18 protein-coding genes and 1 pseudogene are annotated in these 23,690 nt (G+C 74.3%); 9 read left to right on the top strand and 10 right to left on the bottom strand.

Annotation, left to right across the window (positions count from 1 at the left end):
* Window positions 1-56 precede the first annotated feature (56 nt).
* The 7 genes from ASG41_RS11975 to ASG41_RS25280 all read right to left on the bottom strand — a co-directional run bounded on the left by ASG41_RS11975 (window position 57) and on the right by ASG41_RS25280 (window position 10,545).
* Entirely contained in the window at window positions 57-1,055 is a 999-nt protein-coding gene (locus tag ASG41_RS11975; RefSeq protein WP_056294432.1) for a glucosyl-3-phosphoglycerate synthase, read from the bottom strand.
* Window positions 1,056-1,286: 231 nt separating this feature from the next.
* Window positions 1,287-1,697, bottom strand: a complete 411-nt coding sequence (locus tag ASG41_RS11970; RefSeq protein ID WP_056294430.1) for a hypothetical protein — start codon at window positions 1,695-1,697, stop codon at window positions 1,287-1,289.
* A 131-nt stretch (window positions 1,698-1,828) separates the two neighbouring features.
* Window positions 1,829-3,967: a phage holin family protein gene (locus tag ASG41_RS11965; RefSeq protein WP_056294427.1), complete on the bottom strand. Its 2,139-nt coding sequence runs from the start codon at window positions 3,965-3,967 to the stop codon at window positions 1,829-1,831.
* Entirely contained in the window at window positions 3,964-4,572 is a 609-nt protein-coding gene (locus tag ASG41_RS11960) for a DedA family protein (RefSeq protein WP_082556817.1), read from the bottom strand. Before ASG41_RS11960 ends, ASG41_RS11965 begins: the two co-directional genes overlap by 4 nt.
* Complete coding sequence (locus tag ASG41_RS11955; protein ID WP_235564741.1) at window positions 4,569-5,354, bottom strand: MBL fold metallo-hydrolase; 786 nt, start codon at window positions 5,352-5,354, stop codon at window positions 4,569-4,571. Before ASG41_RS11955 ends, ASG41_RS11960 begins: the two co-directional genes overlap by 4 nt.
* Window positions 5,355-5,365: 11 nt before the next feature.
* Window positions 5,366-7,906 (bottom strand): diguanylate cyclase, encoded by a 2,541-nt coding sequence (locus ASG41_RS11950; RefSeq protein ID WP_157519318.1) that lies wholly within the window; start codon window positions 7,904-7,906, stop codon window positions 5,366-5,368.
* Entirely contained in the window at window positions 7,903-10,545 is a 2,643-nt protein-coding gene (locus tag ASG41_RS25280; protein ID WP_056294420.1) for a bifunctional diguanylate cyclase/phosphodiesterase, read from the bottom strand. The genes ASG41_RS11950 and ASG41_RS25280 overlap by 4 nt, the downstream gene beginning before the upstream one ends.
* A 180-nt stretch (window positions 10,546-10,725) precedes the next feature.
* On the opposite strand from ASG41_RS25280, the gene ASG41_RS23990 reads away from it, so the two are divergent.
* Window positions 10,726-10,884, top strand: coding sequence for a hypothetical protein (locus ASG41_RS23990; protein WP_162245559.1), 159 nt, complete (start codon window positions 10,726-10,728; stop codon window positions 10,882-10,884).
* Between the two features lie 63 nt (window positions 10,885-10,947).
* The gene (locus tag ASG41_RS11940) at window positions 10,948-11,415 is read left to right on the top strand and encodes a hypothetical protein (protein ID WP_157519316.1); all 468 of its coding nucleotides are present in this window, start codon (window positions 10,948-10,950) and stop codon (window positions 11,413-11,415) included.
* Window positions 11,416-11,626: 211 nt separating this feature from the next.
* Here ASG41_RS11940 and ASG41_RS11935 read toward each other — a convergent pair whose 3' ends face one another.
* Entirely contained in the window at window positions 11,627-12,352 is a 726-nt protein-coding gene (locus tag ASG41_RS11935; RefSeq protein ID WP_157519314.1) for a hypothetical protein, read from the bottom strand.
* A 324-nt stretch (window positions 12,353-12,676) separates the two neighbouring features.
* Between ASG41_RS11935 and ASG41_RS11930 the strand changes: the two genes are divergently transcribed.
* The 4 genes and pseudogenes from ASG41_RS11930 to nrfD all read left to right on the top strand — a co-directional run bounded on the left by ASG41_RS11930 (window position 12,677) and on the right by nrfD (window position 18,463).
* Window positions 12,677-12,895, top strand: coding sequence for a hypothetical protein (locus ASG41_RS11930; protein WP_056294410.1), 219 nt, complete (start codon window positions 12,677-12,679; stop codon window positions 12,893-12,895).
* Window positions 12,896-12,974: 79 nt separating this feature from the next.
* Window positions 12,975-16,170 (top strand): annotated as a pseudogene (gene fdh / locus ASG41_RS11925) (formate dehydrogenase).
* Window positions 16,167-17,258, top strand: coding sequence for a 4Fe-4S dicluster domain-containing protein (locus ASG41_RS11920; protein ID WP_056294403.1), 1,092 nt, complete (start codon window positions 16,167-16,169; stop codon window positions 17,256-17,258). The pseudogene fdh and the gene ASG41_RS11920 overlap by 4 nt, the downstream one beginning before the upstream one ends.
* Entirely contained in the window at window positions 17,255-18,463 is a 1,209-nt protein-coding gene (gene nrfD, locus ASG41_RS11915) for an NrfD/PsrC family molybdoenzyme membrane anchor subunit (RefSeq protein ID WP_235564740.1), read from the top strand. Before ASG41_RS11920 ends, nrfD begins: the two co-directional genes overlap by 4 nt.
* 87 nt (window positions 18,464-18,550) lie before the next feature.
* Here the strand turns inward: nrfD and ASG41_RS11910 are convergent, their stop codons facing one another.
* Together ASG41_RS11910 and ASG41_RS11905 are read right to left on the bottom strand one after the other, a co-directional pair.
* Window positions 18,551-20,275: a M20/M25/M40 family metallo-hydrolase gene (locus ASG41_RS11910; protein WP_235564760.1), complete on the bottom strand. Its 1,725-nt coding sequence runs from the start codon at window positions 20,273-20,275 to the stop codon at window positions 18,551-18,553.
* Between the two features lie 243 nt (window positions 20,276-20,518).
* Window positions 20,519-20,950: a VanZ family protein gene (locus ASG41_RS11905; RefSeq protein WP_056294400.1), complete on the bottom strand. Its 432-nt coding sequence runs from the start codon at window positions 20,948-20,950 to the stop codon at window positions 20,519-20,521.
* A 154-nt stretch (window positions 20,951-21,104) separates the two neighbouring features.
* Between ASG41_RS11905 and ASG41_RS11900 the strand changes: the two genes are divergently transcribed.
* From ASG41_RS11900 to ASG41_RS11890, 3 genes are all read left to right on the top strand, one after another.
* Window positions 21,105-21,455, top strand: coding sequence for a hypothetical protein (locus ASG41_RS11900; RefSeq protein WP_056294397.1), 351 nt, complete (start codon window positions 21,105-21,107; stop codon window positions 21,453-21,455).
* Window positions 21,456-21,759: 304 nt separating this feature from the next.
* Complete coding sequence (locus ASG41_RS11895; protein WP_056294394.1) at window positions 21,760-22,707, top strand: glycosyltransferase; 948 nt, start codon at window positions 21,760-21,762, stop codon at window positions 22,705-22,707.
* Between the two features lie 102 nt (window positions 22,708-22,809).
* The gene (locus tag ASG41_RS11890; RefSeq protein ID WP_056294391.1) at window positions 22,810-23,583 is read left to right on the top strand and encodes a polysaccharide pyruvyl transferase family protein; all 774 of its coding nucleotides are present in this window, start codon (window positions 22,810-22,812) and stop codon (window positions 23,581-23,583) included.
* Window positions 23,584-23,690 lie beyond the last annotated feature (107 nt).

The following is a 23,690-nucleotide window of genomic DNA, read 5'->3' as shown; positions in this document are numbered from 1 at the left end:
GCACAGTGACACACCCGCCCCGGTCCGGCACCCGGGCGGCCCGGGTGCCGCGCCGCTCAGCCGACCACGGCCTCCTCGGACCAGCGCTCGGCGTACTCGCCGACGGTGACCATGGGGGGCCGCTGGTCGACCGCGACGGGGACGCTGGCGGGCACGAAGCCCGCACCGTCGTGGGCGAACTGGGTGAGCAGGCCGCCGGGCGCCCCGCGGTGCCGGTCGCTGCTGCCGCGCTTGGCGCGGGACAGCACGGTGGACACGATCTGCCCGGCCATCACGCCCAGCGCCTCGTCGCTCTGGTGGGAGTGCACGCGGGTGCCGAGGTCGACCTGGGCCAGCCCGGGCAGGCCGCACACCTGCAGCAGGTCCACCAGCAGGCCCACCTCGACGCCGTAGCCGGAGACGAAGGGCACCTGCTCCAGGGCCGAGCGCCGTCCGGCGTACTCCCCGCCCAGGGGCTGCACGAAGCCGGCGAGCTCGGGCCACAGCGCGTTGAGCAGCGGGCGGGCGGTGAGCTCGGTGACCCGGCCGCCGCCGGCCGCCCGCACCTCGCCGTCGACGGTCAGCGGGCGGGTGTAGCAGCCCTTGACGTAGTCGATGCGGGGGTCGGTGAGCAGCGGGGTCAGCAGGCCGGGCACGTAGTGGCTGACGTCGTTGAGCAGGTCGGAGTCCATGAAGACCACCAGGTCGCCGGTGGTGGCGGCCAGGGACTTCCACAACGCCTCGCCCTTGCCGCGGCGCGAGCCCAGGGTGGGCAGCACGTCGGCGGTGGCGACGACGTCGGCGCCGGCGGCCCGGGCGATGGCCGCGGTGTCGTCGGTGGAGTCGGAGTCCATGACCAGCACCTCGTCGACCAGCGGCACGTCGGTCACCCAGCGGGCGACGAGGTCGCTGACCAGGCCACCGACGGTGGCCGCCTCGTTCCGGGCGGGCAGCACGACGCTCACCCGGTGCCCACCGCGGCGCTTGGCCGCGAGCAGGGCAGCGGTGTCGATCTCGGCCAACGAGGTGGCCGACGAGGTGCGGTTGTCGAACCAGGCACGGGCGTCGGGTCGCATGCCCCCACTGTCTGTCACACGTGTCGCTCCTGTCGCGCGGACGGGACCCGGTTCACGTGATCTTCACGCGGGACCCGCAGCGGTGCACACGCCCGTAACGGGCCCTGACCAGCGGTTACCTGCCGTCTGCCCGCCGTCCACCTGATGGTGGTCGGGGTGCCGCGGAACCGGTGGCGGGGTGCGGCCGTGGCGGTGCCGGGGGTGGTGCCGAGGGTGGTGTCAGCGCCGGTGTCAGGGGTGCCGGACGGCGCGGCTGCCGCCGCACGCCCAGGCGACGGCGAGGCCGGCCCGGGCCAGACCCAGCGGGTCGGTGCGGCCGGTGAGCACGCAGACGCCGGCCGCGGCGGTCAGCCCGGTCGACCGCTCCACGACGGACAGCAACCGGTCGGCGACGGCGTCCCGGTCGGCCTCGGGGACCGCCAGCACGACCGCGAGCTCGGTGGCCGACAGCCGCAGCGACCGGTCCTCGGCGCGGGTCTCCCGGCGCACGGTGCGCTCGGCCCGGTCGGCGAGCACCGGGTCCGCGGGCAGGGCGAGGAGGACCAGCGTCGCGCCGACGGGTGCGGCGGCCAGCATGCCGGTGGCGTCGGGCAGGACGGCGACCGGCGCGTGGTGCACCGGGGCGTCGTCCAGCAGGGTCATGCAGGACAGATCGGCCGGACGGGCCCGCTCCTTGAGCCGACACCCGCCCCGACCTGGCAGGACGTCGACGGCGACCCGCCGGTGGCCGGCGTGTCGGCGTCGCCGTCGTGCGGTCTCGGCGGAGGAGGGGCTCAGGCGGGGGAGGGGGCGTGCGGGTCCGGGTGGCCCAGGTCGGAGAGCCAGCCGCGGAGCACCCGGTGCAGGTGCTCGGCGCCGACGACCTCGCCGGGTGCGGCGAAGGAGGAGGGGTGCAGCAGGAACCCGTGCTGCTGGGGGCCGCCCAGTCCGCCGTGCGAGCCGACGTGCGGCTCGAAGGGGGAGGCCTCCTCGGTGGCCGGGTCGAAGCGGCTGTTGACCATCACGTCGGCGCAGTGCGGGAAGGTCGACGTCCGGGCGACGAGCCGGGCGGCGTGCTCGCCGTAGAGGGCCAGCGGGTCCTCCCCGATGACGACGCCGGAGTCCAGCCGGTGCAGCCCGTCCCGGCCCAGGACGACGGGGCCGAACTCCGCGGAGTGCACGAGCAGGAACCCCACGCCGTCGTGGTCGACGAGGGAGGGCAGCAGGTCGGGCCACTCGCGCTCGATGGTCTCCAGGGTGACCCGCCCGGGCAGGTCGGTGAAGGACACCATCGCCGTGTGGCCGCTGACCACGCAGACCACGCCGGGGGCCACCCGGGCGACCCGGCCGGGCTCACCGGTGACGTCGCGGGTCCGGTGCTCGGCGGACCCGGCGCGCTCGACCCGGTCCCGCAGCCGGCGGGCGACCAGCCCACCCCCGGAGGCGGCCTCGGCCAGCGCGGCACCCACCTGCCAGCCCTCCGCCGGACGGCGGGAGTCGGCCGGCCCGGTGAGCGGCTTGCGGCGTCCCCGGTGCCGGCGGGTCTGCGGGGCTCCGCCGCAGAGCCGGCCCACCAGCTCCTCGATCGACTCGCCGAACCGGTCCGCGAACGCCCAGCCCTGGGTCTGGCCGTGGTCGGACAGGCACACCAGGTGGTAGGGGCGGGGGGCCAGCTGGGTGGCCCGCCAGAGCCGGCCGATCTGCTGGTCGATGCTGCGCAGCACCTCGAGGGTGTCGAAGCGCTCGATGCCCGAGTGGTGCGCGACCTCGTCGTAGCCCAGGAAGTCCGCGTAGGCGACGGGCCGGCCGGCCAGCATGTCCTCGATCAGCGCGGCGACGACGACGTCCCGGGCGATGACCGTGGTCCCCGGCCGGGCCAGCGGGTAGACCCCGCCCCGGCTCACCCGGGGGACGACGTCGGCACGGCGCTGGCGGGACGCGGCGGCCAGCTCGCGGGCGACGTCGACCAGGGAGACCGCCAGCGTGCGCAGCGCGTTCACCGGGTTGGCGAAGTAGGCGTAGTAGCCGGCGCCGAGCCGGTCGGACCCGCGCCGCTCCCGCCGGGCCCCCTTGGGGACCACGACGGCCAGCGAGCTCATGGTCAGCGACACGTGCCGGGCGTCGCCGGTGAACAGGTTGCCCCGGCCGGCGCCGTCCCCGGAGAGCAGGCCCCGGCCGTCGCTGTGCCGGGCCTCCACGAGGGCGGCGTCCTCGGGGTGGGAGACGGCGACGACCCGGTCGCGTTCCTTCTCGTACCAGCGGAACCCGACGATGTCGTGGTTGTCCCCGTGCAGGATCCCGCAGACGCTGGCCCCGGTCTGGGAGCTCCAGTCGGTGTGCCAGGAGGTCAGCACGTGGCTGTCGGCGCGCAGCCAGGCGGCCAGGGTGGGCATCGACCCGTCCCGCACGGCGCGCTGCGCCACCTGGTGCCCCAGCCCGTCGATCTGCAGGAAGAGCACCCCGGGGACGTCGTCCTCCGGGGCGCCGGTGGCTTTGCGGCGGGCCCGGCGGAAGAACAGCTCGTCCTCGTCCAGGGCCAGCGCGGAGCTGATCAGCGCGGCGACCCCGGCCATCACCACGGCCACCACGACGGAGGTCCGGAAGGAGGTCACGGTGACCCCGGGGATGGCGTAGAAGACGCCCAGGACGCCGGCGCCGAGCACCAGGAAGCCGCCCAGGCCCAGGGTGAAGAAGGCGATCGGCAGCGCGACCCGCATGAGCAGCGGCCACACGACACCGGCCAGCACGCCCAGCAGCAGCGCGGCCACCGGTGGCTGCCACCAGGCGTGCATGGCGAAGCCGGTGAGCCAGCGGTCCAGCAGCAGCAGGGCCGCCGTCGTCAGCGCCCAGACCAGCAGGACCCGGGTGACCAGCCGGCCGCCGGTCAGCACCCGCCGGGCGGGTGGGCGGTGCGGGACGTACCTCGTGCTCACGGTCGGGGGGCCTTCTTCTTCTCGCGGCGCCGGGAGGCGATCAGGTTGCCGACCAGGCCGACGACGAGGACCAGCCCGGTCGCGACGAGGGTGGCCACCAGCGGGTTGTCGAAGACCCCGCCGCTGACGACGCCGAGCAGGGCGTAGGCCACTGCCCAGAGGAACGCGGCGCCCAGCGAGGCCGGGAGCAGCCGCTTCCACGGGTAGGCCAGGGTGCCGGCGGCCAGCAGGACCGGGATCCGGCCGGCCGGCAGCAGCCGGCCGACGACGACGATCTGCCAGCCGTGCCGGGCGAACTGGCCGCGGACCTCCTCCAGCCGGTCGGCGTGCTGCCCGCGGGAGACCCAGCGGACCGCGGCGGGGCCGCCGGACCTGGCGACGGCGAAGGTGACCACGTCGCCGAGGAAGGCGCCGAGGGTGGCCAGCAGCAGCACCAGGGCGATGTCGAGCCGGTCGGTGGTCATCGCCACCGCTGCGGCCACCGACAGCAGTGGACCGGTCGGCACCACCGGCACGACCGAGCCCAGCAGGACCCCGCCGAAGAGCACCGGGTACCCGACGCTGCTGCCGTCGGTCCAGCCCGAGGCCAGCACCGCGACGCTCACGACGCCTCCTCCAGCCGGACCCGGGTGCCGGGCGCCGTCACGAGCACCCGGGTGCGCAGGTCGGCGGCCGCGACGGCGGCGGCGAACTCTCGCGGGGGGTCGACCAGCAGCCGTCTCATCAGCGGGCCCACCCGCGGCAGTGTCGTCGTCCCCACGGCGGCCAGGGTGCCCCAGTGCACCGGGACGGCGACGCGCGGGCGGAGCAACGCGCAGGCCAGGGCTGCGGCGGCGGGGTCCATGTGGCCGGGGCCCAGCGAGGTGCCCCAGCCCCAGACCGGGAGCAGCGCGACGTCCAGCGGGGGGAGGTCGCGCATGCCGGGGAAGACGTCGGTGTCCCCGGCGGCGTAGACGCACCGGCCGTCGCCGGCGACCAGGTGCCCCATCGCGACGGCGTCCGGGCCGTGGGTGGAGCGGGGGCCCCAGCGGTGCCCGCTGTGCCGGGCCGGCACGCCGGTGACGGTGAGCGCGCCCTCGGACACCGACTCCCCGGGGGCCAGCTCGGACACCGCGGTGAAGCCCCGGGCCCGCAGCCAGGCCCCGCCCCCGCGCGGGACGACGATGCGGGTGCCGCGACCTAGCCGGCGGAGCGAGGGCAGGTGCAGGTGGTCCCCGTGCAGGTGGCTGATCAGCACCAGGTCGACGTCGGCCCAGGTGGCCGGGTCCAGCGGGGGCACCACGCGGCGCAGCGGCCCCACGCCGCCGGTGAGCAGCGGGTCGGTGAGCACCACCCGCCCGGCCAGCTCGACGCGGACCGTCGAGTGGCCGAGGAAGGTCAGGTGCACGGCTCTCAGTATCAGCGCAGCGCGGGCTCGCCGGCCGGAACGCGCAGCAGCTCCGCGACCTCCTCGATGGGCACCAGCTGCGGCGTCGCCCGGCTGCGGACCATCTGGACACCGGCGTCCAGGACGCCGTCCAGCAGCGGACCCGGCTCGACGCCGTGCGCCACCACCATCAGCCCGAAGGCCTCCGCGTTGGCCGTGATGGCCCGCACGACCCGCAGGGTGTGCTCGTCGTCCCCACGGCCGCCGAGGGCCGAGACGTCGATGCGGATCGAGTTCAGCGGGATGCGGGACAGGTGCGAGACCAGGGTGCGGCCCATGCCGTAGTCGTCCAGGCAGATCCGGACCCCGGCGGCGTGCAGCTCGTGCAGCACCCCGGGCAGCGCGGCGGGCGCGGTGAGCAGGGCGTCCTCGGTCAGCGCCAGGCACAGCCGGTGCGCGGGGAGGTCCGCGGTCACCAGCGCGGTCGCGACGTCGTCGGCGAGCTGGTCCACCTGGACGTGCCCGGCCGGGAGGTCGATGGCCAGCGCCAGCTGCCGCGGCAGGCCGACCGCGTGCGCGGTGGCGGTGGCGAGCACCCAGCGCTGCAGCAGCGCGTCCTGGCCCTGCCGCCCGGCGGCCGCCCACAGCTCGGCCGCGGGCAGCAGTCCGGCCGTGCGGTGCTGCCAGACCGGGACGGCGTGCAGCGAGCGCAGCGGCTCCCCGGTCGTGCCGGCCAGGGTGTAGCGCAGCTGGACGTGCCCCTCGGCCAGGGCGGTGGCGACGTCGGAGTCGGCGACCTGGGCGCCCCGGCCGTCGTCCCAGACGCGCAGGCAGCCCTTGCCGGCCTGTTTGGCTGCGCGCAGCGCGGCGTCGGCCTCGCGGAAGGCCAGCTGGCCGCTGCCCGGGCGCAGCTGCGACACCCCGACGCTGGCCCCGATGGCGAAGGTCCACTCGGCCGTGCGGTGCGGGAGCGCGAGGACGTCGACGATCCGCTGGGCGGCCTCGACGGCCTCGCTGAGGGTGCCCTCGACCAGGACGGCGAACTCGTCGCCCCCCAGCCGGGTCACCACGTCCTGCTCGCGGACGACGGTGCGCAGCCGGCCGGCCACCTCGACCAGCAGGTGGTCACCGGCCTCGTGCCCGGCCTCGTCGTTGACGGCCTTGAACCCGTCGAGGTCGAGCACCAGCAGGCAGCGTTCGGTGGTCCCGCCGGCCATCTGCTGGAACAGCATCGCCCGGTTGGGCAGCCGGGTCAGGTGGTCGGTGTAGGCCATCCGCTCCAGCTCGCGCTCCCGGCGGCGGCGGGTGGTGACGTCGCGCAGCTGCAGGACCCGGCGGTCCCCGGCGGCGCGGTCGTGGTGGGTGACCTCGAGGTCGGTGGGCTCGCCGTCGGCGTCGGTGACGCGGAAGTGCAGCACGGCGCCGGCGGTCAGCGCCGCCCCGACCCGCTGGTGGTCCTCGGCGTCGACCCGGTCCAGCAGCGACCCCGACAGCGGGCCCTCGGCGGGCAGGCCGAGCAGGTGGCGGGCGGCGCGGGAGGCGAACTGCAGCCGGTGGTCGCCGTCGACGATGGCGACCCCGTCGGAGGAGGACTCGACCAGCTCGCGGAAGTCCTCCTCGGTGCGCACCAGGTCCTCGATGAGGCGACCGCTGTCCCGGATCCGCAGGGTGTTGCGCAGCAGCAGCAGCACGACGACGCCCGCGGTGCCGACGACCGCCGCGGCCGACAGCGGCTGCCCGCGCAGCACGGCCGAGACCAGCACCACCGGCAGCCCCACGGTGGCCCCGACGGTGATCGCCAGGCCGAGGAAGTTGACCCGGGGGGCGCCGGCGCGCGGGTCCTCGTGCCGGCTGCAGGACAGCGGCGAGGACGTGATCGCCAGGACCGAGGCCTCCAGCGCCAGGACCACCGCGACGTCCCCGACGGCCTGCCAGGCCTGGGAGGGGTCGGCGATGCCCAGCGCGAGCATCACCGTGGCCAGCGCGATCAGCGAGGTCGAGGCGATCATCGCCGTCGCCGACCGGCGCAGGGCGCGGGTGGACACGGTGCACAGCGCCCCCGCGGTGCCGACGGCGACCGCGGCGTACACGCCGTAGGCGGCCGCCAGCGGGGTGACGTCGGCGGCGGGGGAGAAGACCAGCACGTCGCTGACCACCAGCAGCGAGGCGGTGACCATCGCGCCGTCGACGAGCGGGGCCGGCCAGCGGGTGCTGCGCACCTGGCTGGCCAGCAGCCCGCAGACCAGCGGGGGGATGCAGACGGCCGGGAGCAGCAGCACGTCCCCGACGCCGACCTCGCCGAACGCGGGGGTGAGCCCGGTCCCGGTGAGCAGGCTGGCCGTGGCGAACAGGGAGCCACAGACGGCCATCAGCCGCCAGGGCACCAGGGTGCGGCGGTCCATGCCGCGGGTGGCCCGGGAGGCGCGCACCGCCGCGGCGCTGCCGACGACGCCCAGCACCAGGTTGTCCCACTGCCGGCCGCTGCCGTCGGGCGCCGACAGCGGCACGGCGACGACCAGGGCCAGCAGGGCCAGGAGCAGGCTGACCGCCCCCGCGGTCGACACCCGCCTCACGACGGGCTCCCGCCGGGCAGGGCGAGGACGCCGTCCAGCCGGGCGGTCAGGTCGGCGGCCTCGATGGGGCGGGCCAGCAGGAAGCCCTGCACGAAGCGGTGGCCCATGTCGCGCAGCAGCTGCAGCTCGGCGGTGGTCTCCACGCCCTCGACGACGACGTCCATCCCCAGGCTGCTGCCCAGGTGCAGGACCGAGCGGCACAGCGCCCGCCGCTGCGGGTCGACCTCGATCTGGGCGAGGAACTGGCGGTCCATCTTGAGCACGTCGATCGGTAGCCCGACCAGGTAGGCCAGCGAGGACCAGCCGGTGCCGAAGTCGTCCACCGCGATCCGGACGCCCAGCCGGCGCAGGGCCAGCAGCTCGTCGGTGACGTGGGTGGCGTCCAGCAGCACCGACTCGGTGAGCTCGAGGGTGAGCCGGGAGGCGGGCAGCCCGCTGGCCGCCAGCGCGTCCAGGACGTCGGTGAGCAGCTCTCCGCTGCGGACGTGCCGGGCCGAGACGTTGACCGCGACGGCCAGCGACGAGCCGGGCAGCGCGGCGACGGTCGCCGTGGCGGTGCGCAGCACCCAGCGACCCAGCGTCACCACCAGCGAGGACTCCTCGGCCAGTGGCACGAACTCCGCGGGGGACACCGCACCCCAGGTGGGGTGCTGCCAGCGCAGCAGGGCCTCGACGGAACCGGTGCGGTGCAGTGCCAGGTCCACGACGGGTTGGTAGACCAGCCGCAGCTCGTCGCGGTCCAGCGCACCGGCCAGGTCGTGGCGCAGGGCGTCCCGCCGGTTCTGCGCGATGAGCAGGGCCACCGAGTGCCGGCGGACCCGGCCCGGTCCGGCGGCGCGGGCGCTCACCATGGCCACGTCGGCGCGGCGCAGTGCCTCACCGGCGTCGGTGTCGCCGTCCAGCGGGATGACGCCGGCCGAGGCCGACACCCGCAGCCCGGCGACGGGGTGGTCGGCGTCGACGGTGGCGGTGAGCCGGTTGGCGACGGTCTCGGCGTCCGCGACGCTGCCGGTGACGACGACGGCGAACTCGGCGGGCCCGGACCGGACCAGCCAGTCGTCGCCGCGGAGCACGCGGGAGAAGCGGCCGGCCAGCTCGACCAGCACCGCCGGGGGTGCCTCGTCCCCCGCGCTGCCGTCGGGCAGGCCGGTCAGCCCGACCATCACCAGGGAGTTCGCCGTCCCGGGGGCGCGGAGCAGGTGGGCCAGTCGCTGCACCAGCGCGGCCCGGTTGGGCAGGCCGGTGACCGGGTCGGTGGTGGCGACCAGCGGGCGGTCGGTGTCGTCGGGGGTGACGGCCTCCCGGGTGACGTCGCGGCAGTGCAGCACCAGCGCGCCCACGTCGGGGTCCTCCCGCAGGTCCCGGATCCGGACCTGGATCAGCCGCCAGCCACCGTCGGTGTGGCGGAGGCGGGCGGTGCGGGTGCGGCCCTCGGCGGTCTCGTCGCGGTCGGTCGCGCTCAGGGCGGTGACCAGTCCGGGGGCGTCGTCGGGGTGGACGGTGGCGGTGAGCTCCTGGCCCACGGTGCGGCCGGGGTCGAGCCCGAGCAGGTCGGTGAGGGCGCTGGAGGACCAGGTCACCCGGAGCCGGTCGTCCAGGATGACGACCGGGTCGACGCTGGAGCGGACCAGCGTGCGGAAGTAGGCCTCGCTGCGCTGCAGCCTGTCCGTCAGGGCCTGCTGGTCGCGCCAGGACACCGCCTGGTGGACGACGAGCAGCACCAGACCCAGGACGCCGAGGCTGAGCCCGACCCGGTCGACGGTGCCGGTGCTGACCACGGTCAGCAGCAGCAGCGAGCCGCCGGCCAGGGCGGTGAGGTGCGGCAGCAGTGCGCTCAGCGGCGACCGCAGCGCGTCGCTGCCCCGCTCGGGCAGCGGCGCGCGGTCGCTGCGGGCGGCCAGCAGCAGGAAGCCGGCGCCCAGCACGCCGGCCACCGAGGTGACCGGGTGCGGGGTCTGGCTGTCCGGGGACAGGACGGGCAGCAGGGCGCCCAGGGCGCTGGCCAGGGCGTTGGCGAGCTGGCCGGCGAGGGCGAGCAGCGCGGTGCGGCGCTGCGGCCCGGCGCTGCTGGTGACGACGAGCAGGCTGGCGCCGGTGGTGAGCGCCAGCGTCGAGCCGAGGGCGTAGAGGGTGACCCCGCGCATGGTGCCCACGTCGATGCCGCCGCCGGTGACCAGGATGAAGAGGGTCAGCAGGCACAGCAGGCAGGCGATGACGAACAGCGACAGCGAGCTGACCAGCTGGGCCCGCACGCCTGCCCAGGTGCCGCGCGGGATGAGCAGGCCCAGGGGCACCAGCGCGAGCAGCATCCCCGGCAGGGCGCCGAACGTCGGGGGGACGGCGTCCCCGGCGACCAGCTGGACCGTCGCGGACCCGAGCAGGGCCGCGATCGTGGTGCCGGCGTACCAGCGCCAGACCGCCGGTCGGACGCTGTCCGAGGCGGCGTGGACGGTGGCCAGGGAGGCGCCGGCGATGCCGCCGAGGGTCAGCAGGAGCAGCAGGGTGTGCCCGACCAGGCCGGGGACGGCTCCCGCGACGAGGATCGCGGCGACCAGCAGGGCCGTCAGCGCAGCCGGCCGGCGGAGAGGTGCGGCGAGGGACCCGACAGGCGCCGAGAGGGCGAGGGGGCCGGTGGTCACGCACTCACTCTCGGGTGTCCGGAGGGCCAGGTGGAGCGACAGGGGCGACGAGTCACCCGATGGGGGAACTCAGGGTCACCGATGCGTTACACGTTTCGGCGGGTCGGTGCAGGGGGAAGAGACGCAGACCACTACATTCGCCCCACACGCACCACCACTCCCAACCGCGAGGTCCCGATGATGTGGCTCTGGCTCGTTCTCTCGTGGTCGTTGATCGCCTGCGCCGCCGGCGCCTGGATGGGCACCGCCATGCGCATCGCCGACCGGAACGACGCTGCCCGGCACGAGGTCGACCTGTGGGCCGCGGGCGCTCTGGGAGAGCACACGCCCACTCGCTGACCCGGCGGGATCTGCGGTCAGTCGCTCCCGCAACCCGCCGAGCAGGTGGGTGCGGGGGCGGTGGTGACCGATGTGCTGCCGGCCGTCGAGGACGCCGTCGGTCCGGGGGTGTCCGACGGGGGCGTGACCCCCGACGCGGGGGTCTCGGTGTCCGCCGCGTCGGGTGACGCCTCGGGTGACGTGCTCGAGCTCGGGGCGGGTGTCACGGTCGCCGGGGTCGGCTCGGGTGTCGTCGTCGTCGCGTCGGCCGGCGTGGTGGTGGACGCCGGGGTCTCGTCGTCCAGCGGTGAGGTGGGTGCCGGGACGACGGAGGAGGGTGCCGGGACGACCGTGGGCGTCGGCGACGGCGGGGGAGCCCCGTCCTGGGTCTCCGCGGCGTTCTCCACTCCCGTGGGCGTCGGCGACCGTTCGTCCTGGGTCGCCTGGTGCACGAGGACCACGGTCGGGACGGCGAGGAAGCTCAGGGTCCAGATGACCAGCGCCTTCGGCAGCCAGCGCAGGTCCCGACGGCCGGGGGCCGCCCTGCGGTGACCGCTGCGGCGGGTGCTCCCCCTGGAGCTGCCTCGACGGGTCTGCTGGTCCACGTGTGTTGCCCCCGGTCGCTCGTGTGTGACCGACGGTAGTGAGCTGGGCCGACGGGGGTCCAGTCGTCCCGGCGTGTTCCGCGGCGACCCGCCGAGGGTGGTCGGCGCCGGGCCGGTCGGACCGCCCGCGGTGTTCGGGCGCCAGTGGCGCCGGGCGGTCAGGGGGTCGGCGGGCCCGTGGGCGCCGGGGGCGTGCCGACCGGCTCGCTCGTGGGTCCGGCCGTCGGCGCCACGGGCTCCGTGGTGGGGGACGTCGACCCGGGGCTGGGGACGACCTCGGTGACGGTGTCCATCGGCGGGCCGCCGCCCGGCGTCCCCTGGGTCTCCGCGGTCGACGGGGCAGGGGTGACCGCTGCCGTCTGGGCGCCCGACGCCGGACGGGGTGCAGGTGAGGACGCCGAGGTGCGGCTCGCGGAGGTCGCCCGCTGACTGCCCCCGCTCCCCGGGGTGCCTGGGCTGATGACGATGGTGCTCATCGGCGGGGTGGGCAGCGGAGCCTCGGTGGTGGTGGGCGCCGGGGCAGTCGTCGGGACGGCCTCGGTACGGGCTGCCTCGTCGGTGGCCGGCCCGGCCGCGGCGCCGCTGCTGAAACCGCTGGTCATCAGGACGGCGGCGACGATGCCCAGGACACCGGCACCCACGCCGGCCGGGACCCAGCGGCTCCGGGAGGGCCGGGTGACCAGGACGCGGTGCGAGCCGGTGGTGGAGAGGTCGTCCGCGTCGTCGGGGCCGACGGCGGCGTGCCGCCCCGTCTCGCTGCCGGTGGACCAGCTGCCCGTCTCCGGCCCGGCGGACCAGCTGTCCGTCCACGGCTCGCGGGCGACGGCGGCCGCGACCCCGCCGGTGAGGTCGGCGTGCCGCCCCGAGTCCACCAGGTCGGTCACGGGCGGGTGGACGCGCGTCTCGTCGTCCGAGGTGTCGACGGCAGCGTGTCGACCGCTGTCCCCGGGCCGCGGCGCGTCGATCGGGCGCCGGGTGACGGGCGGGACCGGGGGGAGGGTCCGCCGGGGCGTCTCGGTCAGGTCTGGCATCGCCGTGCGCCCCCATGTGTGCCGTCCGGGACCACTCTCCCGGGCGACCGGCATCGTGACACTCCGGAGGCACCCGAGTACAGAGACGTCAGCGTGTCGCGGCGCGACCCGCGCCCCCCGTGTCCCGTGCGTCCCGTGGCACACGATGGCCACCCCGGCGCCGTCTACCGTTCACCCGTGGTCCGGTGGCTGTGTGCTCTCGTCGCGGCCTTCGTCGTGTCCGGGTTCGCCTACCTCCTGGTGACCGGCCGGTACGCCAACGACGGCCCCGTGCTCCTGCAGCTGACCGTGACGCACGGCCTGCACGCGGGGGACCTGTTCATCGTCGCGGGGTGGGTGGTCGCGATGGCGGCGCTGGCCCTGCTGCTCCGGACCCCGCACCCCGTCCGGGGCTGACCCCGCCGGGCCCGGGGGTCTCGAGGGTGACCCCCGGCAGGCCCCTCCCGCTGCGCACGCCGGCGTGACCGGTGGCACCATCCAGGCGGTGAAGACCTGGCTCGACTCCTGGCCGCTGTACCGCCAGCTGACCGGTGACGACCCCCTGGGTCGCGGTCACTCGGCGCGGAGCAAGGCGACCGAACACACCACCAGCCGGACGGCGACCGCCGACCGGGTGGTCAAGTCCATCTGCCCCTACTGCGCGGTGGGCTGCGGCCAGCGGGTGTTCGTCAAGGACGAGCAGATCGTGCAGATCGAGGGCGACCCGGACTCCCCGGTCAGCCGCGGACGCCTCTGCCCCAAGGGCAGCGCGAGCAAGTCCCTGGTCACCTCCCCGACCCGGACGACGACGGTCAAGTACCGCCGTCCCTACGGCACGGAGTGGGAGGACCTGGAGCTCGACGTCGCGATGGAGATGATCGCCGACCGGGTGCTCGCCGCCCGGGAGGAGGGCTGGCAGGAGTTCGACGGTGACCAGCGGGTCAACCGCACCATGGGGCTGGCCAGCCTCGGTGGCGCGACGCTGGACAACGAAGAGAACTACCTGATGAAGAAGCGGGGCCACGAACTTCCAGCAGGACCTGGTCAACAGCGACTGCATCGTCATCGAGGGCTCGAACATGGCCGAGTGCCATCCCGTCGGGTTCCAGTGGGTGATGGAGGCCAAGGCGCGGGGCGCCAAGGTCATCCACATCGACCCGCGCTTCACCCGGACCAGCGCGCTGGCCGACACCCACGTGCCGCTGCGCGTGGGCACGGACATCGCGTTCCTGGGTGGGCTGATCTCCTACGTCCTGGAGAACGAGCTCGACTTCCGCGAGTACGTCACGGCGTTCACCAACGCCTCCTCCATCGTCGGTGAGGACTTCGTCGACACCGAGGACCTGGGCGGCCTGTTCTCCGGCTGGGACGACGAGTCCAGCAGCTACGACAAGACCAGCTGGCAGTTCGAGGGTGCGCACGAGCCCTCGGCGACCGGCACCGACGAGATCGACCCGCCCGCGCCCGACGCCGACGCGGTGGGCAAGCCGCGCACCGACCCGACGCTGCAGCACCCCCGCTGCGTCTACCAGGTGATGAAGCGGCACTTCGCCCGGTACACCCCGCAGATGGTCGCCGACGTGTGCGGCATCGAGCCCGAGGTGTTCCTCGACGTCGCCCGCGCGGTGACGGCGAACAGCAACCGGGAGCGGACGACGGCCTGGGTCTACTCGGTGGGCTGGACGCACCACACCGTGGGCGTGCAGTACATCCGCACCGCCGGCATCCTGCAGGCCCTGCTGGGGAACATGGGCCGTCCCGGCGGCGGCATCCTCGCGCTGCGCGGGCACGCCTCCATCCAGGGCTCGACCGACATCCCGACGCTCTACAACCTGCTGCCCGGCTACCTGCCGATGCCGCACGCCGCCGAGCACACGTCCCTGGACGAGTACTGCGCGGTCGGGGACCGGATGGCCGGCTTCTGGGGCAACACCCGGTCCTACACGGTCAGCCTGCTCAAGGCCTGGTTCGGCGACGCCGCGACGGCGGAGAACGACTACGCCTTCGACATGCTGCCCAAGATCAACGGTGACCACGGCTCCTACCGCCAGGTCGCGGACATGATCCAGGGCAAGATCCCCGGCTACTTCCTGGTCGGGGAGAACCCGGCCGTGGGCCACGCGAACGGCAAGATGCAGCGCCTGGGGCTGGCGAACCTGGACTGGCTCGTCGTCCGGGACCTGCAGATGATCGAGTCGGCGACCTTCTGGAAGACCGCACCGGAGATCGAGACCGGCGAGCTGGTGACCGAGCAGATCGGCACCGAGGTCTTCTTCATGCCCGCCGCCTCGCACACGGAGAAGGAAGGCACCTTCACCAACACCCAGCGGCTGCTGCAGTGGCACCGCCAGGCGGTCCAGCCGCCGGACGACGCCCGCAGCGACCTGTGGTTCTACTTCCACCTGGGCCGCATCCTGCGCGAGCGGCTCGCCGACTCGACCGACCCGCGCGACGTCCCGCTGCTGTCGCTGACCTGGGACTACCCGACGCACGGCCCGCTGGTCGAGCCCAGTGCCGAGGCGGTGCTGCGCGAGATCAACGGCGTCGGGCCCGACGGCAGGACGCTCAGCTCCTACACCGAGCTCAAGGACGACGGGTCCACGACGGCCGGCTGCTGGATCTACACCGGCGTCTACGCCGACGAGGTCAACCAGTCCGACCGGCGCCGTCCCGGCCGCGAGCAGGACTGGGTGGCGGCCGAGTGGGGCTGGGCGTGGCCGGCGAACCGCCGCACGCTCTACAACCGCGCGTCCGCGGACGCCGAGGGCAAGCCGTGGAGCGAGCGCAAGGCCTACGTCTGGTGGGACGAGGAGGCGCAGCGCTGGACCGGGCACGACGTGCCGGACTTCGAGGCGACCAAGCCGCCGTCCTACCGGCCCGAGCCGGGTGCGACGGGGCCCGACGGCATCTCCGGGGCCGACGCGTTCATCATGCAGAACGACGGGAAGGCGTGGCTGTTCGCGCCGTCCGGGCTGGCGGACGGGCCGCTGCCCACGCACTACGAGCCCGACGAGTCCCCGGTGCCCAACGCGCTCTACGAGCAGCAGGCCAACCCGGGCCGGGAGGTCATCGAGGCCGCCTGGAACCGGAGCAACCCGCCGACCAGCCCGGTCTACCCGTACGTGTTCACCACCTACCGGCTCACCGAGCACCACACCGCCGGCGGGATGAGCCGCACGCTGCCCTACCTGTCCGAGCTGCAGCCGGAGTTCTTCGTCGAGGTCAGCCCGCAGCTGGCCGCTGAGCGGGGGCTGGAGAACGCCGGGTGGGCCACCCTGGTCAGCGCCCGGACGGCGATCGAGGCCCGGGTGCTGGTCACCGAGCGGATGCGTCCGCTCAAGGTGGGCGGCGGGAAGGTCGTGCACCAGATCGGCGTCCCGTACCACTGGGGCGAGCAGGGCCTGTCCACCGGCGACAGCGGCAACGACCTGTTCGGCGTCGTGATGGACCCCAACGTGCACATCCAGGAGTCCAAGGTCGCCACCTGCGACATCCAGCCCGGACGCCGCCCGCGGGGTCCGGCCCTGGTCGACCTGGTCGAGTCCTACCGCGAGCGGGCCGGGGTGAAGTCGGGCCGGGTGCCCGTCGGCGGGCGCTCCCCGGTCGAGGAGACGAACATGACGGGGGAGGACGCGCCGGCAGCCGAGACCACGCAGCGCCGCCCGTCCGACAGCTGGGAGGGGACAGCGTGACCAGCATCAGCTCCGCGAGCCCCGCGTTCACCGGGAACGACCCGGAGAACAGGCTCTTCGGACCACTGCCCGACGTGACCGGCGAGGCCGGCTACGAGGACGACCACCCGGCCCGGGTCGGGTTCTTCACCGACACCAGCGTGTGCATCGGGTGCAAGGCCTGCGAGGTCGCCTGCAAGGAGTGGAACACGCTCCCGATGGACGACGCCGACGGCAACCGTGACGCCATGGGCCTGTCCGGGATGTCCTACGACAACACCGGCATGCTCGGTGCGAACTCGTGGCGGCACGTGGCCTTCGTCGAGCAGTCGCGTGCCGTGGACCTGCCGATGCCCTCGATCGGGCTGCCCGCCGCACCCGGCCAGGGCACCGACGGCGGCGGTGGCTGCGGCGGGTCCTGCGGGAGTGCCGAGTCCCCGTCGCACGGGGCGGCGGACGGCACCACGGTGGCCCAGCACGACGTGCTGAACGCCCAGGCGCTGTCCTCCTTCGACCCGCAGACGTCCCAGTCGGCCGACCGGGAGATCCGCTGGCTGATGTCCAGCGACGTCTGCAAGCACTGCACGCACGCCGGCTGCCTGGACGTGTGCCCGACCGGGGCGCTGTTCCGGACCGAGTTCGGCACCGTCGTCGTGCAGGACGACATCTGCAACGGCTGCGGCTACTGCGTGCCGGCTTGCCCGTACGGCGTGATCGACCAGCGCAAGGACGACGGCCGGGTCTTCAAGTGCACGATGTGCTACGACCGGCTGACCGACGGTCTGCAGCCGGCCTGCGCGACGGCGTGCCCCACCCAGTCGATCCAGTTCGGCGACCTGGAGGAGCTGCAGGCCCGGGCCGACGCACGTCTGGCGACCCTGCAGGGCCAGGGCGTGGAGACGGCGCGGCTCTACGGCCGGGACACCGACGACGGCGTCGGGGGAGCGGGGGCCTTCTTCCTGCTGCTGGACGAGCCGGAGGTCTACGGCCTGCCGCCGGACCCGGTGGTGACCACCCGAGACCTGCCCTCGATGTGGCGGCACGCCGCCGGTGCGGCCGCGATGCTGGTCGGCATCGCGGTGACCTCGTTCCTGGGACGCCGGCGGTGACCGGCCCGCAGCACGGCCCGGAGGTGACCCAGGAGCAGAGCCCGGGTCTGTCGGAGACCGGGGTGCCCGCCGAGGCCGTCGACGCACCGCTGGACCACCGCCCGGGCACCTCCGGGGTGGCGACGCCGGGCGGCGGCTGGCGCAAGGCCGACGGCCCCTCCGCGCTGAAGCGGGAGAAGCGCAAGCGCAAGGGCGGTGGCCGCCGCGGTGGTGCCCGCGACGGCGACCCGACGGTCGGCGACGCGGACTTCCAGTCCTACTACGGCCGGCAGATCGTGAAGTCCGCCGTCTGGAAGACCCCGGACGTGCCGCTCTACCTGTTCCTGGGTGGTGCGGCCGGCTCGGCCTCGGTGCTGGGCGCGATGGCCGAGTTCACCGACCGCCCGGCGCTCGCCCGGACCGCGCACCTCATCGCCGGTGGCGGGGCGATCGCCTCGGTCGGCTTCCTGATCCACGACCTGGGACGGCCGGAGCGGTTCCTGCACATGCTGCGGGTGTTCAAGCCGACGTCGCCGCTGAGCGTGGGCTCCTACATCCTGTCCCCGTTCAGCGCGTTCACCGGTGCCACGGCGGCCCTGCACCTGCTGGGCCAGGTCCCCGCGGTGCGCGGCTCGTCGGGCTGGGTCCCGCGGCTGGTGCGGTCCGTGGGGCTGCGCCGGACGGTGGGTGTCGCGGGAGCGGCGTTCGGGGGGCCGATGGCGGCCTACACCGCGGTGCTGCTGGCCAACACCGCGACGCCGTCCTGGCACGAGCCCGGCGACCAGCTGCCGTTCGTGTTCACCGGCTCCGGGCTCGCCGCCGGTGGTGGCCTGTCGATGGTCTTCACGCCGGTCGACCAGGCCGGCCCGGCCCGCAAGGCCGCCGTGGTCGGTGCCGCGGTCGAGCTGGTGGCGATGCACAAGGTGGAGCACGACCACGGCATCGTCTCCGAGCCCTTCCACATCGGCCGGGCCGGGACGCTGCTGCGCCTGGCGAAGGCCTGCACCGCGACCGGTGCGGTCGGCGCGGCGGTCCTGGGCGGCCGGCGTTGGGGCGCGGTCGCCTCCGGTGTGCTGCTGGCCGCGGGCTCGGCGCTGACCCGGTTCGGGGTGTTCGACGCCGGCATGGCGTCGTCCAAGGACCCGAAGTACGTCGTCGTGCCGCAGCGGGCCCGGATGGCCGCACGCGCCGAGGCAGCGGCCGCGGAGGCTGCGGCAGCGAGCTGAGCGCGGTGGGCCGCGCCCACCTCACCGCAACGACACAGCGGGCCCTCCCCGGGATGGGGAGGGCCCGCTGTCGTGGGTCGGTCTGCCTCAGCAGCGCTTGCCGGGGTAGGCCACCTCGTAGGTCTGGCTCACGGGGACGCCGTCGACGGTGGCGGTGGCCGTGACGGTGGCCGTGCCGGCCGGGACGCGCTTGGCCTTGGAGCTCAGGAACGCGACCGACTGCTCGCCGGGCTGCACGGTGGTGTCGACGCGCTGGCCGTAGGGGGTCCCGTAGGTCAGGTCGACGACGACGTCGTCGCCGTTGCGGCCACCGACGACCACGACCGCCTTGCCCAGCAGGCACAGGGTGTTGGCGCGGACGTTCTCCACGACCAGACCGGTCCGGGGCGGCTGGACCCCGTTGACGGCGGACGTGTCCGCGGCCAGGGAGGTCGTGGCAGCCAGGATCGCCTGGGACATGATGTCCAGGGCCTTGGTGTCGATGTTGCTCAGGTCGTCACCGGGGGTGTGGTAGTTCGGGTCGTGGATGATCCCGGCCGTCCCGCCGAAGAGCGCGACCTCCTCCTCGGTCTTCACGTCGTCGGCTCCGGTGAACAGGCCCGAGGCCGGGACGCCGTTGGCGATGAAGGCCTGGTAGTCCGAACGGCCGCTGAACTCGGTGTCGACCCAGGCCTGCCCGATGCCGTCGAAGTAGTCGGTGAAGACGTCCTCGGTGGCCTCCGAGCCCTCGGGCACGGTGACCGGGGCCGGGAACGTCGACTGGTCGGCGTCGTAGACGGAGATGACGTAGTTCGGCGAGCCGACCATGTCGAAGTTCAGGTAGGTGGCGATCTCGTCCAGCGTCGTCGGGTCGTTCGCGACGAGGTCGTCGACGTAGTGGGTGGAACCGACCAGGCCGACCTCCTCGGCACCCCACCAGGCGAAGCGCACCTGGTTGTTGAGTGCGTCGTCCGCGAGGCGGACGGCGGTCTCCAGGACGGCGGCGGACCCGCTGCCGTTGTCGTTGATGCCGGGGCCCTCGGGCACGGAGTCCAGGTGGGCGCCGAGCATGACCACGTTGTCGTCACGGCCGGTCGACGTCTCGGCGAGGATGTTGAAGGTCTCGACCGTGGTGGTGACGGTCTGGACCACCAGCGTCGCACTGACGGGCCCCTCGGCCAGGGCCGCGCCGAGCTCGGTGCCCTGCGCCTGGGTGAGGGCGGTGGTGGGCACGAGGCCCGTCGCGCCCTCGACGGTCGGCGACAGCGCCCCGGGGACGTTGTTGTAGAGGACGACGCCCGCAGCGCCGGCCGCAGCGGCGGTCTGCACCTTGACGGAGAACAGGCAGGACCCGCGGCTGACCAGGGCGATGGACCCCGTCAGGTCGACGCCCTCGTAGGCCGCGGCGTCGCAGCCGAGCCGGCCGGCGTCGACCGGCTGGACCAGGGACCCGGTGAGGCCGGCGACCGGGGTGTCCGGGCTCCCTGCGACCGCGGTGCCGAGGTCGTCCGCGGAGACGACGGGGGTGGTGGTGAGGGTCGAGGTGACGTCCTGCTCGGAGACGTCGAAGTACTGGCGCTCCGGGGCGTAGCCGGCGGCGCGCAGCGTCGTCTCGATGTAGGCCGCGGAGGCCTCGTAGCCGGGGGTGCCGAGGGCCCGGTTGCCGCCGTTGGCGTCGGCGATCGACTGCAGCGCCTCGAGGTGGTCGTAGACGGCGTCCCCGATCGCGGGTGCGACGGGGGCCGGGGCGGGCGCGGCTGCGGCGGGGAGGGCGGCGAACACGCCGACGGACAGCAGTCCGACGCTCGCCGCCGAGGCGACGGCAGTTCTCATCGACTTCACGCGGAGGTCCTCCAGGGGGTCGGTCGGTCACCCGGTCGGGTGGTCGGCGAGACGGGTACTGGCACTGCCGGTGACCGTAAGGTGCCGCCGGGTCACCGGGTGGGGCCTCCGGGACGGCTGGTGGGGATGGGGTTCGACGTTCGGCGCGAGCACCCTGCAGGCCTGGTCCGGCCGCGGTCGCACCGGTCCGACCGTGTCAGTGGCACGGGCCGCGGACGGGCGTGTCGCGCAGCCTCAGGCGGTGTCGCGCGGTGAGGGCCGGTCCGGGGAGCCCTTCCCCGAGGCGCGCCTGGCAGTGCCGAGAGCCACGCCGATCGCCGCGCCCGTGCTGTTGAGCAGGACGTCGCGGACCGAGGGCACCCGGTCGGTCAGGACCAGCGCCTGCGTCGCCTCGATGCCCACGGACACGGCGACGCAGGCGACCCAGACCGCGACAGGACGCCACCGTGGCCACGCCAGCACGGCCAGGGCGGCCAGGGGGAGGAAGAGGAGCACGTTGAAGACCTGCTCGGTCGGCGCCCGGACAGTGATGGTGGAGCGTCCGGTCAGGACGCCGACGACGGTGGAGGTGGCGTCCAGCAGGGAGACCGGGAGGGGGCCCAGGGTGAGGGCGCCAGCACCGACGAGGAGCAGGGCCAGCGTCCACCGCGCTGCCCGTGGCCCCACTGCATCAGGCTAGCCCGACCCGCCGTCCCCTCCCGCCCATCCGCAGCGACCCGGACTGGTGAGGTGGCGGACCGTCCGGTACCGGTGGGGCCCGGCACGTGCCAGGGTGCGTGTACCGGGGTCTGCCCGAGGTGGACGAGGACGGTGGTCGGGCGTGGAGGACGTGGGCTTCGTCGTCGTCAGCTCGGCGGGACCCCAGGCGCTGCGGGCCGCCGGCGCCCGGGCCGCCCTGGCCGTGTCCGCGGGGCCGGAGCGGGTGGTCGAGTCGTCGGCCAACGCCGGGTCCGTGCGCTACGACGTCGTCGGCGCCGGGGGTGTCCTGCTCCTGGTCCTGCGGGTTAGCTGGCACGAGCTCGGGTCCGGGACGCGGCGCGTCACGTTGTCGGTGCACGGGCAGCGGGAGCAGCGACGTCGGGTCTTCGGCCGCGTGGTCGGGCGGGCACGCGTGCCCGGTCGGCAGGCTGCGGCAGCGTTCACCCGGGAGCTCAGGGCGCAGCTCTCCTGACCCCTCGCACCCACAGACTGTGTCGGCGCAGAAGCAGTCTGTGATGTCCCCCACGCCGCAGGGTGAGAGTCACCGCTCCTGGCTGTGACGCTTCGTGATGGGTGCAGGTGAGACGGACGGTTCACACCCACCCGTCGTGTGTACACAGTGGTACCGGATCGTGAAGAACTGATTACCCGGTGTGTCTGCTGGACGCAGGGGGGTGCATCCGGGGTCTACTCGGTGCGCACGGTCGCTGGAGCGGTCCTCCGGCGGCTCGGGGGAGTGCGCAGCCGAAGACATCGACGGAACGAGGACCTGACCCGTGACTGCCCTGCTGGTGGCCAACGACGGTGGGCACCTGATGCAGCTGGTGACCCTCGCCCCCCGCCTCCCCGTCGGTGAGGACCGGCTCTGGATGTCGGTCCCGACCGCCCAGACGCGTTCCTTGCTCGCCGGCGAGCAGGTCCAGTGGATGGACCCGGCGCCCACGCGCGACTGGCGCGCCGTCGCCAGCAACGCCTGGAAGGCGCGCGCCACGTTCCGCGACCGGGACATCTCCGCCGTGGTGTCCACCGGCGCGAGCCTGGCGCTGTCGGTCATGCCCGTCGCCCGCGCGCACGGCGTGCCCTGCTACTACCTGGAGAGCGCGACCCGCGTGCACGGTCCGTCCGTGTCCGGCAAGCTGCTGCGCCGGTTCCCCGGCATCCACATGTTCACCCAGCACGAGACCTGGGCCGACCGGCACTGGTCCTACGGCGGTTCGGTCTTCGACGGCTACGAGGGCGTGACCCTGGAGCGCGCGGACGACACCACCGAGATCCGCCGCATCGTCGTGTCCCTGGGCACCTCGGAGTCCTACGGCTTCCGGCGGCTGGTCGAGCGCCTGGTGCAGGTCATCCCGGCCGGTGTCGAGGTGCTCTGGCAGACCGGTTCGACCGACGTCAGCGGGCTGGGCATCGACGCCCGGCCCCGGGTGCCCGCCGCCGAGCTCTTCGCCGCCATGGCCGACAGCCAGGTCGTCATCGCCCACGCCGGCACGGGCAGCGCCCTGGCCGCGCTGCAGGCCGGCCGCTTCCCGGTGCTGGTGCCGCGCCGCCCCGAGTTCGACGAGCACGTCGACGACCACCAGCTGCAGATCGCCGGCTTGCTCAGCGAGCGGGGCCTGGCGGCGACCTCCGAGGTCGAGGGCGTGACCATCGAGCTGCTCCGCGCGGCTGCCGCCACCCGGGTGCGGAACCGGGCGAACGCGGCGCCGTTCAGCCTGGCGTGAGCGGCACAGACGCCGTCGAGGACCACGCGTCTGGCGCACGATCGGCAGTGTCCGGGAGCGCCTGTCGCTCCGCGGACGTCGCTGGGAGCGAGGAGCGGCGACATGCCTGACGTCGAGCTCTTCCACTGGAACCCGCGCCGTCGGAGGTCACGGTTCCTCCCGAAGAGCGTCACGAGGCCCGTGGACAACTTCGGCGACCTGCTGGGCCCGATCGTGGTGCAGGAGATGCTCCGTCGGTCAGGTGCCGGGGAGGCGGCCGCTGATGCGCGCTTGCTGTCCATCGGCTCTGTCCTCCATTTTGCCCAACCGGGGGACGTTGTCTGGGGCTCCGGCGTCAACGGCAAGAACCTGGACCATCCGGTCGGTTGCGATCGGCTTGACGTGCGTGCCGTGCGAGGGCCGAGGACCCGTGACGTCCTCCTGGGCTCGGGCGTGCAGGTGCCCGAGGTGTATGGGGATCCCGGCGTCCTCGTGGGCCGGCTGTGGTCGCGGACGACACTCTCGCGTGGCCGTGCGCGGCGCCGGCTCACTGTCGTCCCCAACCTGCATGACGTCCCCGCCCACCGCAGGCACCCGGACTTCGTTGACCCCCGCGCCCCCGTCTGGGACGTCCTGGGTCGTATTGCCAGCAGCGACATGGTGGTTGGGTCCTCCCTCCACGGGATCGTCGTCGCTGAGAGCTTCGGGATCCCCGCGCGGCTGGTGCTCCCTGGTGCGGAGCCCGCCTTCAAGTACTTGGACTACTACGAGGGGACCGGTCGGACTGCACCCGCCTTCGCGTCCTCGGTCGAAGAGGCGATCGAGATGGGCGGCGAGGCCGCGCCGGTTGTCGACGAGGCCCTGATCGCGAGCTTCCCGGTCGAACTGTGGCGATGACGTTCTCCCGGACTGGCCGCTGGGCTCTCGCGGCCGGGGTGGTGACAGTGGGTGTGTCACGGGCGGCGCGGCGCAGGAGGTTATTGGTCGGACGCTCGAACGGACCC

Source organism: Modestobacter sp. Leaf380, assembly GCF_001424485.1.
In the GTDB taxonomy this organism is placed as follows: domain Bacteria; phylum Actinomycetota; class Actinomycetes; order Mycobacteriales; family Geodermatophilaceae; genus Klenkia.
Note: the sequence above shows the minus strand (reverse complement) of the source record. Positions and strands in the feature narration are given on the sequence as shown.